Source organism: Tardiphaga sp. P4_G1, assembly GCF_056401215.1.
This window is the reverse complement of the sequence record NZ_JBFUJU010000001.1, coordinates 18,710-31,302: the sequence shown is the minus strand read 5'-3', so window position 1 is coordinate 31,302 and position 12,593 is coordinate 18,710. Positions and strand designations below refer to the sequence as shown.

The 12,593-nt window shown below is 62.7% G+C and carries 14 protein-coding genes; 2 read left to right on the top strand and 12 right to left on the bottom strand.

The features are described 5' to 3' along the window. Nucleotides 1-480, top strand: coding sequence for a hypothetical protein (locus tag AC1DUY_RS00160; RefSeq protein WP_478111522.1), 480 nt, complete (start codon nt 1-3; stop codon nt 478-480). A gap of 13 nt (nt 481-493) precedes the next feature. On the opposite strand, the gene AC1DUY_RS00155 is transcribed toward AC1DUY_RS00160, so the two are convergent. From AC1DUY_RS00155 to fabD, 12 genes are all read right to left on the bottom strand, one after another. Beyond that, the gene (locus tag AC1DUY_RS00155; protein WP_439064059.1) at nt 494-1,318 is read right to left on the bottom strand and encodes an ABC transporter permease; all 825 of its coding nucleotides are present in this window, start codon (nt 1,316-1,318) and stop codon (nt 494-496) included. 72 nt (nt 1,319-1,390) lie between these two features. After that, nucleotides 1,391-2,470, bottom strand: a complete 1,080-nt coding sequence (locus AC1DUY_RS00150; protein WP_309945652.1) for an extracellular solute-binding protein — start codon at nt 2,468-2,470, stop codon at nt 1,391-1,393. 11 nt (nt 2,471-2,481) lie between these two features. Then, complete coding sequence (locus tag AC1DUY_RS00145; protein WP_120292339.1) at nt 2,482-3,522, bottom strand: ABC transporter ATP-binding protein; 1,041 nt, start codon at nt 3,520-3,522, stop codon at nt 2,482-2,484. Then, nucleotides 3,519-4,307 carry an ABC transporter permease gene (locus AC1DUY_RS00140; protein ID WP_478111518.1) on the bottom strand — a complete coding sequence of 263 codons (789 nt, stop codon included), beginning with the start codon at nt 4,305-4,307 and terminating at the stop codon, nt 3,519-3,521. Before AC1DUY_RS00140 ends, AC1DUY_RS00145 begins: the two co-directional genes overlap by 4 nt. Nucleotides 4,308-4,392: 85 nt before the next feature. Next, the gene (locus AC1DUY_RS00135) at nt 4,393-5,016 is read right to left on the bottom strand and encodes a TIGR00725 family protein (RefSeq protein WP_184517422.1); all 624 of its coding nucleotides are present in this window, start codon (nt 5,014-5,016) and stop codon (nt 4,393-4,395) included. A 4-nt stretch (nt 5,017-5,020) separates the two neighbouring features. Then, a complete protein-coding gene (gene gmk / locus AC1DUY_RS00130) occupies nt 5,021-5,695 on the bottom strand; it encodes a guanylate kinase (RefSeq protein ID WP_093758293.1) in 675 nt (224 codons plus the stop codon). Nucleotides 5,696-5,697: 2 nt separating this feature from the next. Next, nucleotides 5,698-6,585: a YicC/YloC family endoribonuclease gene (locus tag AC1DUY_RS00125; RefSeq protein WP_478111515.1), complete on the bottom strand. Its 888-nt coding sequence runs from the start codon at nt 6,583-6,585 to the stop codon at nt 5,698-5,700. Between the two features lie 120 nt (nt 6,586-6,705). Then, complete coding sequence (gene mltG, locus AC1DUY_RS00120; protein ID WP_175366145.1) at nt 6,706-7,989, bottom strand: endolytic transglycosylase MltG; 1,284 nt, start codon at nt 7,987-7,989, stop codon at nt 6,706-6,708. Between the two features lie 114 nt (nt 7,990-8,103). Continuing rightward, nucleotides 8,104-9,369: a beta-ketoacyl-ACP synthase II gene (gene fabF / locus AC1DUY_RS00115; protein ID WP_120292331.1), complete on the bottom strand. Its 1,266-nt coding sequence runs from the start codon at nt 9,367-9,369 to the stop codon at nt 8,104-8,106. A gap of 124 nt (nt 9,370-9,493) precedes the next feature. Continuing rightward, entirely contained in the window at nt 9,494-9,733 is a 240-nt protein-coding gene (locus AC1DUY_RS00110; protein ID WP_006020277.1) for an acyl carrier protein, read from the bottom strand. A 297-nt stretch (nt 9,734-10,030) separates the two neighbouring features. Further along, nucleotides 10,031-10,768, bottom strand: coding sequence for a 3-oxoacyl-[acyl-carrier-protein] reductase (gene fabG, locus AC1DUY_RS00105; RefSeq protein ID WP_089263936.1), 738 nt, complete (start codon nt 10,766-10,768; stop codon nt 10,031-10,033). Nucleotides 10,769-10,788: 20 nt separating this feature from the next. Then, nucleotides 10,789-11,748, bottom strand: a complete 960-nt coding sequence (fabD, locus tag AC1DUY_RS00100) for an ACP S-malonyltransferase (protein WP_478111510.1) — start codon at nt 11,746-11,748, stop codon at nt 10,789-10,791. A 369-nt stretch (nt 11,749-12,117) separates the two neighbouring features. On the opposite strand from fabD, the gene rpsF reads away from it, so the two are divergent. Then, entirely contained in the window at nt 12,118-12,591 is a 474-nt protein-coding gene (gene rpsF / locus AC1DUY_RS00095; RefSeq protein WP_068731054.1) for a 30S ribosomal protein S6, read from the top strand. Nucleotides 12,592-12,593 lie beyond the last annotated feature (2 nt).

The following is a 12,593-nucleotide window of genomic DNA, read 5'->3' as shown; positions in this document are numbered from 1 at the left end:
ATGAAATCCGTCATCCTCCCCTGTCTGCTCATCATCGCACTCGGCGGCAGCGACGTACGGAGTCAGGGCGCAACCGGCGGCAGCCTCGGCAATGACAACAAGACGCTGTCCGGCTCGTCATCCGAGCCGCCTGCCGCCAAGCCAGCACGCCCGCCGCGATCCGAGCAGCGTGCAGCTCCGGGCCGCCGCGGCTCTGGTGACGGCAGCGGCAGCGCCGCCAGATTCGACGGCATGTGGCAGATCACTTTCACCGGTCAGTCGGCGGTGTGCGCGGGCAAAACCGCCAGCAGCACATTGACGATCTCCGGTGGGAGCGTCGGTGGAGGCGGCAGCATCAGTCCGAGCGGCGTATTGCAAGGGGTCGGCAGCAGCGGCAGTGTAAGCGCGGTCATGACCGGCCGCCTGTCCGGCCGCAGTGGTGGCGGCTCGATGCAAATGTCGAATGGCTGCACTGGCCGCTGGACAGCCAGCAAGCAATGATCGGCGGTAGCGCCTACGACTTGCGCTGCGGACGCATCGCTTCGCCGATGGACACCACGACGGCGCAGATCGCGACCAGAACGATCGATGCTGCGGATGCGGCCGGCAGATCGGTCCCCGTCTCCGAGATCTTGCTGTAGAGCACCAGCGGCAGGATATTCACCTGCGTGCCGGCGAGCGCCAGCGCCGTACCATAGGCGCCGACGGCAACTGCGGCCGTCAGGCAATAGGCTGCAATCAGGCTCGGTAGTATTTGCGGCAGCATCACCTCGACGAGCGTGCGGAAGCTCCCTGCACCGAGCGAGCGCGAGGCGAGCATCTGATTACGATCGAAATTGCTGATCGCCGGCAGCACGATCAACACGACGCGCGGCACGAGATAATAGGAATAGGCCAGCCCGAGCCCCACCGGTGAAAAGATGAAGCCACCGATGACGGCGGGATCGAAGCCCAGTTTGGCGAGCAGCAGTGTCACGAAGCCGGCGCGGCCGAGCAGAAGAATGAAACCGTAAGCGACGATCAGCCCGGAAAATGTCAGCGGTAGCGAGATCGCGATCAAGGCTGCCGTACGGAGGCCTGGCGCGAAACGCGCCAGCGCAAGTGCAACGCAGAAGCCGACAACGAGCGAGAACAGCGGTGCGACGGTGCCCAGCACCATCGTGCCGCGCAGGCCGTTCCAGAACACGGGATCGCCCGCGAGACGACCGAACGCACTGCCGCCATCCGCGAAGGCGCCGACGAGCACCGCACAGACGGGGATCAGGAAGAACAGTCCCAGCACCACGCTGCCGGGAACGGCAAAGGCAGCGAGCATGGATGTCGGAACGCGCGCGCTCATCGTGATCTTTATTCCGTAATGACGAAAACGCGATCCCCGCGCTATCGCGGAGATCGCTTTGGTGAGTTCGGCTTACTGGCCGAGAACGGCCTTGGCCCAGCCGGCGTCGATCTCCGCCTTCTTTGCGGTGGCCTTGGCGATATCCATGGCCTGCACCTGCGGCGCGGCCGGCATCTTGTCGGCAACGCTCGGCGGCAGGGCGACACCGGGCACGGCCGGACGCACATAACCTTCAGCGAAGATCTTCTGACCTTCATCGCTCATGATGAAGTTGAGCCAGAGCTTGCCGGCGTTCGGGTTCGGGCCGTTCTTCACCAGCGAGATCGCGTATGGCGCGGCGGCTGAAGCTTCCTTCGGAATGACGACAGACACGCCATCGCCGAGACCGTCGGTGAACTTGGCCTTCAAACCATCGTTCTCGTAGCCGATCCAGATCGGGATCTCGCCCTTCAGGAACTGCGCGTAAGGCGTGGTGCCGACCGTGCGCAGTACGTTGCCGGCCTTGGTCAGCTTGCCCAGATAGTCGATACCCGGCGCGACATTGTCCATGCTGCCGCCATTGCCGAAAGCCGCGGCGAAAGCCACCACCTGGCCCTGCCCCGTCGAGCGCGGGTCCTGATACACAATGGCGTTCTTGTATTCCGGCTTCAGAAGATCAGCCCAGCTCTCCGGCACGGTCTTGACCAGCTTGGTGTTGACTAGGAAGGCTACGCTCAGCGTGTGAATGGTGAACCAGCGGCCATCGGTCTCGCGCAGCGGCTCGGCAAGCTTGTCGAAATTTACCGGCTTGAAGCCATCGACGACGCCGGCCTTGGCAGCGTCGAGCGCCGAGGCCGCGAAGTAATAAGCCGTGTCGGCCTGCGGGCGATTGCGCGCCTTGTCGAGGGCAACGACGGTCGCCGCCGAGCCAAGGTCATTGTAGACCATCTCGACGCCGGGATAGCGTTTCTGGAAAGCCTTGAACTGGTTGGCCCAGTTGGCCCAGGTCGGTCCGGTATCGAACGACACGACGAGGCCCTCCTTGCGCGCGGCTTCGTACAGCGTCTTCTCGCCGGCGTAGAGTTCGGCACCTTCGAAGGCCCATGCGGTTGGGCTGATGGCAATGGCGAGGGAAGCTGCGGCAACGCCGCTCAGAAACTTGCGTCGGTTCATGTCGATCTCCTTTATGAGGTCGGGGGAAGAAGGCGGATGGCATCGTGCGGGATCGTCACGCCGGTGATCGGCCCGCGCAGATGAGTTTCGAGACGGATGGCCCCGCCGGCGACGGCCATATCGATCCGCCTGACGGGACCAAGATAGCGGTCGGCCGACATGCTGCCCGCGAAGCAGCAGGGATTGCTCGCGTCGACCGGACCCGTGATGGGCTCGACCCGCTCGGGGCGTACGAAGACGGTGACCTTTGTGCCGAGGCTCTTGCCATGCGTATCGCAGGCCAGCGCGCCAATCGGCGTCGTCACCATGCCATCGCCGGAGACGCTGCCGGACCACAGATTGGATTGACCGACAAAGGCCGCGACACTTGCATCGGCCGGCGTCTCGTACAGTTCGCGCGGCGTGCCGATCTGCACGATGCGACCATCGCGCATCATCACGACCTTGTCGGCAATCGACAGCGCCTCTTCCTGATCATGCGTCACCAGTAGCGTCGCAATGCCGGCCTGACGCTGCACGCGCAGAATTTCGTCGCGCATTTCCAGTCGCAACCCCGCATCGAGCGCCGACAGCGGCTCGTCGAGCAGCAGTCCCTGCGGCTCGAACACCAGCGCACGGGCCAGCGCAACGCGCTGCTGCTGGCCGCCCGACAATTCTGCTGGATAGTCTTCTGCCCGCTTACCCATGCCGACACGTCCCAGCATCTCGATGGCACGCGCGCGCCGAGCCTGTTTAGCGATACCACGCACCTTCAGCGGATAGGCGATGTTTTCCCAAAGCCGCATATGCGGGAACAACGCATAGTTCTGAAACACGACACCCAGACGACGCGCCTCGGGCAGTGACGCGCCGACATCCTTGCCATCGATCAGGATGCGCCCGGTGTCAGGCTTGAGGAAGCCCGCCAGCAATTTCAAAATCGTCGACTTGCCCGACCCCGACGCGCCGATGATCGCCAGCAATTCGCCGCGGCCGATCTCCAGGGCAATGTCGAACACACCAGTGCTCGTGCCGGGATAGCTGTAGCTCACTTGATCGTATCGCAGCGTCACGCGCCTGCCCCCACTTTACGTCGGCCAGTGACCCGCGCCGTCAACCCGCTGGTCAGTGATGCGATCATCGCAAGCCCAAGCAACACGACGGTGGCCGCGCAGGCAAAGCCCGTCGCGCCGTAGAATGCCTGCAGCAGCACCACAGGATAGGTGCGCGACAGAAAGCCCGAGACCAGATTGGATAATTGAAATTCACCGATCGACAACGCCGCCACGGTCAGCATGCAGGACAGCAGGCTCGTATGCAGCTGCGGCAGTGTCACGTCCCACATGCGGGCCGGAAAAGATGCGCCGAGCGTTGCCGCCGCATGCTCATATTCGGCGAGCCCGAGCTGATCCATATCGGCGACAAGAGCCGTCACCGTATAGGGAAGCGTCAATACGAGGTGCCCCGCCGCCAGCAGCCAAAAACTGCCGAGCCACGGCAATGCATCCGACGAGAAGACGAGGATGAAGCCGAAAGCGAGAACCAGTTCGGGCACGGCAATCGGCATCAGCGTGACGATCCGCGCCGCGAGCCGCACGCCGCCGCGGGCGCCGGCATGAATGGCGTAAGCGAGCGGCAGGCCGATCAGGATGTTGAGAATGCAGGTGGTCGCGACGATCTTCAGGCTGGTGATGAAAGCGCGGCGAAAGCTCGGGTCGCCCGCGACTTCCTGATACCAGCGCCAGGTGAAACCCGACGGCAGAAGCGTGCCGCTCCAGACTTCTCCAAAAGAGCCGACGAACAACAACAGGACTGGCGCCGCGAGAAAAATCAGATAGACGATCGCGACGAACGGCACGAGCCATGTCCCCTGTCAAATGTAATGCTGAAGTCTGCGCCTCAGTATAACGGCGGCATATCAGTTTTATGACAGAGCGGCAAAGTTATGCATTTGCGAGAAGGCGTGCTGCGATGCGAGCGATGACGCCGTCGACATCAGCGACGCGCTCGACCGTATTCACCTCCGGCGCATCGGCCATCGCCAGCACCAGACGATTGAACTGTAGTCCCAGCGCCATCTCCGAGAGTGTCCCGACACCTCCGCCAATCGCGACCAGCACGAGACATGCGCGCGCGATAATGGCATTCCGTGCGGGGCCTATGCCCGTCGCGATAGGAATAGCCACATAGGGATTGGCTGCGTGCCATTCCTCATCGGGCAGCAGACCAACAGGCATGCCGCCTTCCTGTGCATGGCCCTTGCACGCCGCTTCCATCACGCCGTTCTTGCCGCCGCACAACAGTTGCAGGCCATGGCGCGCCAATGCCGCGCCCATCTGTTCGGCGAGATCGTATTGCGCTTGTGTCGCGTCTCGCGGCCCGATGATGCCGATGGGCACACGGCGCAGCTTTCGCGTTGCTGCGAGCCGCAACAACGCCTCGGAAGCCGTTACAGCTTTACCATCATGCTCCGGCGCATCGTCACGCCACGTCAGCGCCAGCGGATCGAACACCCGTGCGCCATCGCTGAGCTGCTGCGTGCGCTCATTCCAGAACAATGCCTGCATGGTATTAGCCTTCGAGTTCTTGCTGGAGCCCGCGGACGAAAGATGTCAGGCCGGTGCGGCGTTCGCGCTTCAGGCGCTCGGCCTTGAGAATCGACTGCACCTCGCTATAGGCCTCTTCCACATTGTGGTTGATGACAATGTAGTCGTATTCGGCCCAGTGGCTCATCTCGTGGCTGGCGCGGCTCATGCGCCCGCGGATCACTTCGTCCGAATCCTGCGCGCGGGTATGAAGTCGCTTTTCGAGATCGGCCGCCGAGGGCGGCAGGATGAAGACGCTGACGACGTCAGCCCGCGCCTTCTCACGCAGTTGCTGCGTACCCTGCCAGTCAATATCGAACAGCACGTCATTGCCGGCTGAGAGCGCGGCTTCCACCGGTGCACGTGGCGTGCCGTAGCGGTTGTCGAACACCGTGGCCCATTCGAGCAGTTCATTGCCCTTGGCCATTTTTTCGAAGCGCGGCTTGTCGACGAAGATGTAGTCCTTGCCGTCAACCTCGCCAGGCCGCATCGGGCGCGTCGTGGCCGAGACCGACAGTTGCAGCCCCGGCATCCGGTCGATCAGCAGCCGCGTCAGCGTCGTCTTGCCGGCACCGGATGGCGATGACAGCACGAACATCAGCCCGCGCCGTTCGACTCCGTCAAAGCCAGCTTCTTGAGAATTTCGGCTGCCCCCGGACATGGTCACTCCAGATTTTGTACCTGTTCACGGAATTGCTCGACCACGTTCTTCATCTCGAGGCCGGTGCTGGTCAATTCCAGATCGTTGGATTTCGAGCAGCAGGTGTTGACCTCGCGATTGAACTCCTGCGACAGGAAATCCAGCCGCCGCCCCACCGGACCGCCCTTCTTGATCATTTCGCGCGACTGCGAAATGTGCGACGCGATGCGGTCGAGTTCTTCGCGAATGTCGGCCTTGGTCGCCATCATCAGCGCTTCCTGATTCAGCCGATCAGAATCGAAACGATCCGAGGCTTCCAGCAGCGTGGCGATCTGTTCGGCGAGCCGTGCACGAATGGCTTCGGGCTTGCGGCCCGGTGCGGCCTCAGCCTTCTTCGACAACGTCTCGATCTCGTCGAGGCGCTGCGACAGGATGTCCCCGAGCGTCGTCCCCTCACGCTTGCGCATCGCGACCAGCGCGGTGAGGGCCTCTTCGAATGCTGCGGCCACGGCAGCCTTCGCCGCCTTGTCCTCGGCTTCATCCGCCTCGGGCTCGACCACTTCGATGACGCCCTTGATATTCATTAGACCATCGACGCTCGGCGCGACGGCGTCGATCTTGCTGGCCAATTCGGCGGCAATACGCAGCACCGAATTCAGCACCTCTTCGTTGATCCGCACGGTCGAAGCCGCGTTGCTGCGCTTAACGGTGAGGTTCGCGTAAACCGTGCCGCGTGACAGCACTTCAGTGGCGCGCTTGCGGGCGACCGCCTCGACTTCGTCGAAACCCGGGGGCGTCCGGAAGCGCAGGTCGAAGCCCTTGGCGTTGACGGATTTCAACTCCCACTCGAAGCTGTAAGGCCCGCTGGTGCCGTGGCTTCGCGCAAAGCCGGTCATGCTCGACAACGCCATCGCGGAACGTCTCCAAAGAATACGAGTAAGATTCGCAAGGCGCGAACCGGCTCAGGTTAGGGCCTTTTCAGGCCAAGGGGAATTCGAAGCAGAAGCCAGCGCAGGGCTTGGTGGTACGGCCTACTGCTGGACAACCGGCGGTGTACCCGTCGACTGCGCAGCGCCCTGACGGGCCGGCGCGGCTGGCGCAGGAGCCGTACGGGCACGCTGCTTGGCCGGTGCGGCAGGCCTGACCGGACTTGTACCCGTCGCGGCGGCAGGATCCGTCGCCGCTCCGGTAGGCGCAGCAGTAGCCTCTTCCGGCGGCTCGACAGCGTCGTTCTGGACGGCCTTCTCGAGCGCGCGCAGCTTGCTGACGTTCTTCTGGTGCGCGTCGTAGGTTTCGGTAAAGGCGTGACCGCCGGTGCCATCGGCAACGAAGAACAGGTCGCGGGTGCGTGCCGGATTGGCAGTCGCCTCAAGCGACGCACGGCCAGGATTGGCGATCGGGCCCGGCGGCAGGCCTTCCACCACATAGGTATTGTAGGGCGACGGCTGCTGGATCTCGCTGCGCTTGATCGGACGGCCCAATGTGCCCTTGCCGCCGACGATGCCATAGATGATCGTCGGATCGGACTGCAGCTTCATCTTCTGGCGCAGGCGATTGGCGAACACGGCGGCCACCCGGCTGCGCTCATCGGCGCGGCCGGTTTCCTTCTCGACGATCGAGGCGAGCGTCACCAGTTGTTCCGGCGTCTTCGCCGGAATGTCGGCGTTACGGCGTTCCCAGACTTCGGCCAGCACGCGCTTCTGCAATTGCTGCATGCGCTGGATCACCTGGTCGCGCGGCGTGCCACGGGGAAATTTGTAGGTCTCGGGCAACAACGTGCCTTCACGCGGCATTTCGCGGATCGAGCCGGTGAAGATGTCGTTATCGGTCAAACGCGCGACGATCTGCTCGGAGGTCAGGCCCTCGGGAATCGTGATGGAGTGTTGCACGACCTTGCCTTCGACGATGGTGCCGATGACATCGCGCAGATTGGCGTTCTTCTGGAACAGATATTCGCCGGGCTTCAGTTCGGAGCTGGCCTTCAGCGCAAACACGGCGCCGATGAAAACCCAGCGATTGGCGGAGATCACGCCTTCGCGCAGCAACGCTTCGGCGATGTCGCCTTTGCCCGCACGCGCGGGGATATTGACGACCTTCTCTTCCTGCAGCGGTCCCGGCGCTTCCAGCGCCTGGCGACCATAGACATACGCACCACCTGCACCGAGCATCGCGACGATAATGATGGTGATGATGGCATTACCGGCAACCACGAGCGGATTACGCGCATGATCGGAACGCTTCGGCGGCGGCGGAACCTGCTCCGGCTCCAGCGCGGCACGCGGACTCCTCGGCGAAATGGGCGGCCTCTCACTCATCGATAGTACCTGATCCTGTCGGTTCAATCGTGACGGGGACAAACACGATCCCCGTCAATAACATACGCCCAGTGTAGGAATTAGCGCGGAATACGGCGAAACGGTGGAGGTTCTCTAACCAGCCACGCGCTGTAGGATCACGGACGCATTAGTACCGCCGAAACCAAATGAATTCGACAAGGCAATGTTGATCTCGCGCTTGCGCGGGGTCAATGCGACGAGATCGATCGCAGTTTCCACCGACGGATTGTCGAGATTGATCGTCGGCGGCGCGATGTTATCCCGAATCGCAAGCACACAGAAGATGGCCTCGACCGCACCAGCCGCACCGAGCAGGTGGCCGATCGACGACTTCGTCGACGACATCGACACTTTTGACGCGGCATTGCCGAGCAGGCGCTGAACCGCGCCGAGTTCGATCTCGTCGCCGAGTGGCGTCGAGGTGCCGTGCGCATTGATGTAGTCGATGTCGGCCGCGGCAATGCCGGCGCGCTTCATCGCAGCGTTCATGCTGCGGAACGCACCATCGCCATCGGGCGTCGGTGAGGTGATGTGATAGGCATCGCCCGACATACCGTAGCCGATGATCTCGGCATAGATGCGTGCGCCGCGCGCCTTGGCGTGCTCGTACTCTTCGAGCACCACGACGCCGGCACCCTCGCCCATGACGAAACCATCGCGATCCCTATCGTAGGGCCGCGACGCTTTCTCCGGCGCTTCGTTGAAATTGGTCGACAGCGCGCGTGCTGCCGCGAAGCCGGCCATCGCCAAACGGCTGATTGGCGACTCGGTACCGCCGGCGACCATGACATCGGCGTCGCCGAGCGCGATCAGACGGCCGGCATCGCCGATCGCATGCGCGCCGGTCGAACATGCGGTGACGACGGAATGATTGGGACCCTTGAGGCCGTGCTCGATCGAGACATAGCCCGAAGCGAGATTGATCAATCGGCCGGGAATGAAGAACGGCGACACTTTGCGCGGGCCGCGCTCTTTCAGAAGCAATGCGGTATCGGCAATGCCGGACAGACCGCCGATGCCGGAGCCGATCATCACGCCGGTGGCGCAGCGATCGTCTTCATTGTCGGGGTGCCAGTTGGCATCGTCGAGCGCCTGCTTGGCGGCGCACATCGCATAGATGATGAAGTCGTCGACCTTGCGCTGGTCTTTCGGCTCCATCCACTGGTCGGGATTGAAGGTACCGCCCGTGCCGTCGCCGCGCGGAATCACACAGGCGATCTGGCTGGTGAGATCGGATACATCGAATGTATCGATCCGCTTTGCGCCGCTCTCACCGTTGAGGATGCGCTTCCAGGTCGGCTCGACGCCGCAGCCAAGTGGCGACACCATGCCAAGGCCTGTGACGACCACCCGCCTCATTGTCGTACCTCCATGGCCCATCCTTGAGCCAATGCCTTTGAGCAATGCCTACGCGTCACAGCAAGAAGCCGGTGGATCGCACAAACGCGATCCGGCCGGCTTCAAAATGTGTCGCGCGAAGGTGTCAGCTCTTTGCGTTCTTCTCGAGAAACTTGGTTGCGTCGCCGACGGTCAGAATCGTCTCGGCGGCATCGTCCGGAATTTCGCAGCCGAACTCTTCTTCGAACGCCATCACGAGCTCGACCGTGTCGAGGCTGTCAGCGCCGAGATCATCGATGAAGCTCGCGGCATCGACCACCTTCTCGGGTTCAACACCAAGGTGTTCAACCACGATCTTCTTCACTCGCTCGCCAATCTCGCTCATATCAACCTCGTGCTTGTTACATTGGGCCCGTCCGCAGACGATACGAGCCATCGTGGAGCGTTTAACTCGTTAAACCTTGCGCAGTTGCGCGTCTCTGGATTGACCCCGTCGTCCCGGACGGAGCCTCGCGAAAACGGCAGGCTCGTCCCCGCCAATATACAGGGTTTCAAATTCCTGCAATGGCCTTCTTTGCCCCACCGTTGGAGGTTCGGTTACCATACTTCATTTGGCTTGGCCACATAGCCCGGTGACTGTCCAAACCTCAATTAAATCACGACGTTGGGGTTCCCCCGACGCTTAGATCATCGCCATGCCGCCATTGACATGAATCGTCTGTCCGGTGACGTAGGCCGCCTCATTTGAGCTCAGATAGACCGCTGCCGCCGCAATATCTTCCGGCGAGCCGAGACGCCCTGCCGGCACCTTGGTCAGAATCGTTTCGCGCTGCTTGTCATTGAGCACATCGGTCATCGGCGTTGCGATGAAACCGGGTGCAATGCAATTGGCCGTCACGTTGCGCTTGGCGTATTCCGCCCCCAGCGTTTTCATCATGCCGATCAGGCCGGCTTTCGCTGCGGTGTAATTCCCCTGCCCGGGATTTCCGGTGACGCCGACCACCGAGGTGATGGCAATGATGCGGCCGAAGCGCTTGCGCATCATCAACTTGGTCGCGGCGCGTGCGAGGCGGAAGGTCGCGGTCAGATTGACGTTGATCACGTCATCCCAGTCTTCGTCCTTCAACTGGACGAACAGATTATCGCGGGTGATACCGGCATTGCTGACGAGGATGTCGAGCTGGCCCATGGCTTTCTCGGCTGACGGCACCAACTCTTCGACCTCAGCGGCGTTGGAAAGATTGCACGGCAGCACATGCGTGCGATCGCCGAGCTTCGCAGCCAGCGTTTCGAGAACCGCCTTGCGCGTTCCGGACAGCGCCACCGTCGCGCCCTGCGCATGCAGAGCTGTGGCGATGGCTTCGCCGATGCCGCCGGTCGCGCCGGTCACCAGCGCGGTCTTGCCTGTCAAATCGAACATCTTGTCTCTCCTCTGGCCGCTTACGCCGAACGCGCTGCTGCGAGCGCATCCTTGGCGGCGGCAATGTCATTGGGTCCGCCGACGGCGACGCCGACGGCGCCTTCGGCAATGCGTTTGACAAGTCCGCTCAGCACCTTGCCGGAGCCGACCTCAAGGAAACGCGTGACGCCCTGGCCTGCCATATAGGACACGCATTCACGCCAGCGCACGGTGCCGGTGACCTGCTCGACCAGGCGGCGGCGGATTTCATCGGGATCCGAGATCGGCGCGGCCAGCACGTTGGATACCAGCGGCACCACCGGCTTGTTGATCGTGACCTTGGCCAGCGCCTCCGCCATCACGTCGGCGGCGGGCTGCATCAGGCTGCAATGGAACGGCGCCGACACCGGCAGCAACATCGCACGCTTGGCGCCCTTCGTCTTGGCGATCTCCAGCGCGCGTTCGACCGCAGCCTTGTTGCCGGACACCACCACCTGACCGCCGCCATTGTCGTTGGCGGCGTGGCACACTTCGCCCTGTGCAGCTTCTTCAGCCACGGCCGCGGCGGTCTCGTAATCGAGGCCGAGCAACGCCGCCATGGCGCCGACACCCACCGGCACGGCCTTCTGCATGGCCAGACCACGGGTCCGCAGCAGGCGGGCCGCATCCGTGACTGAGAGGCTTCCGGCCGCTGCCAGCGCCGAATATTCGCCGAGCGAGTGGCCGGCCACGAAAGCGGCGTCCTTGGCCAGCGAGATGCCGGCCTCGGCCTCGAGCACCCGCATGGTCGCCAGCGACACCGCCATCAGCGCCGGCTGGGCGTTTTCGGTCAATTGCAGGGTTTCGGCTGGGCCATCCCAGATGATTCCCGTGAGCTTCTCGTTGAGGGCCGAATCGATCTCGTCGAATACGGTCTTGGCGGCCGGAAATGCATCCGCGAGCGCCTTGCCCATGCCGACCGCCTGGGAACCCTGCCCCGGAAAGGTAAATGCTGCGGTCATTGACGCCCCGTCATGTTTTTTGGCTTAAACTCGTTCAAACGTGCGCCGTAAGACACTGGCACGACGGGGAATGTCAAGCCGCAGCGCCCAGGATGCACCACGATCCGGGTTCCCGCCCGCTCCCGGAATCCGCTCATTTGGCCCCCGTTTCGCTTGCCATTACTGGGAAAATCCGTATAAGGCCCCGATCCGCAGATCCCGGCCGGGAGCTGAACGGACGGTCACAGCAAAATCACACACAGGTTTGTTGCGATAGGGCCAGTTGGTCCGTCGTCCCGTGCTCCCGCCTTCTGAGCAATATCGAGTCCTTTCCATAAGGGTTCGAAGGGCTTGCCGCCGGGAAACGCGCTAACCTTGGAAAGGACAGCCATGCCTCTTTATGAGCATGTATTTCTCGCACGTCAGGATGCGAGCGCACAGCAGGTCGAAGACCTCACCACCCAGATGACCGGCATCGTCGAAGGTCTCGGCGGCAAGGTCGTGAAGATGGAAAACTGGGGCGTGCGCTCCCTGACCTATCGCATGAACAAGAATCGCAAGGCGCACTTCGTGCTGATGAACCTCGATGCCCCGTCCGCGGCGGTCACCGAGATTGAGCGCCAGGAGCGTATCAGCGAAGACGTCATCCGTTATCTCACCGTCCGCGTCGAAGAGCACGAGGAAGGCCCGAGCGCCATGATGCGTAAGGCTGATCGTGATCGTGAACGCGACGACCGTGGCGGTGGCTTCCGTGGCGACCGCGAAGGCGGCGGTTTCCGTGGCGACCGTGAAGGCGGTGGCTTCCGTGGTGATCGTGGTCCGCGTCGTCCGCGCGACGACGAAGCAGCATCGGTTGAGGAGTAAGA

Excerpts from the sequence above, each read along its gene's own strand:
- rpsF (WP_068731054.1), top strand. The coding sequence starts at position 12,118 with ATGCCTCTTTATGAGCATGTATTTCTCGCACGTCAGGATGCGAGCGCA.
- AC1DUY_RS00155 (WP_439064059.1), bottom strand. The coding sequence starts at position 1,318 with ATGAGCGCGCGCGTTCCGACATCCATGCTCGCTGCCTTTGCCGTTCCC.
- AC1DUY_RS00150 (WP_309945652.1), bottom strand. The coding sequence starts at position 2,470 with ATGAACCGACGCAAGTTTCTGAGCGGCGTTGCCGCAGCTTCCCTCGCC.
- AC1DUY_RS00110 (WP_006020277.1), bottom strand. The coding sequence starts at position 9,733 with ATGAGCGAGATTGGCGAGCGAGTGAAGAAGATCGTGGTTGAACACCTT.
- gmk (WP_093758293.1), bottom strand. The coding sequence starts at position 5,695 with ATGTCCGGGGGCAGCCGAAATTCTCAAGAAGCTGGCTTTGACGGAGTC.
- fabD (WP_478111510.1), bottom strand. The coding sequence starts at position 11,748 with ATGACCGCAGCATTTACCTTTCCGGGGCAGGGTTCCCAGGCGGTCGGC.
- AC1DUY_RS00135 (WP_184517422.1), bottom strand. The coding sequence starts at position 5,016 with ATGCAGGCATTGTTCTGGAATGAGCGCACGCAGCAGCTCAGCGATGGC.
- AC1DUY_RS00160 (WP_478111522.1), top strand. The coding sequence starts at position 1 with ATGAAATCCGTCATCCTCCCCTGTCTGCTCATCATCGCACTCGGCGGC.
- AC1DUY_RS00125 (WP_478111515.1), bottom strand. The coding sequence starts at position 6,585 with ATGGCGTTGTCGAGCATGACCGGCTTTGCGCGAAGCCACGGCACCAGC.
- fabG (WP_089263936.1), bottom strand. The coding sequence starts at position 10,768 with ATGTTCGATTTGACAGGCAAGACCGCGCTGGTGACCGGCGCGACCGGC.
- mltG (WP_175366145.1), bottom strand. The coding sequence starts at position 7,989 with ATGAGTGAGAGGCCGCCCATTTCGCCGAGGAGTCCGCGTGCCGCGCTG.
- fabF (WP_120292331.1), bottom strand. The coding sequence starts at position 9,369 with ATGAGGCGGGTGGTCGTCACAGGCCTTGGCATGGTGTCGCCACTTGGC.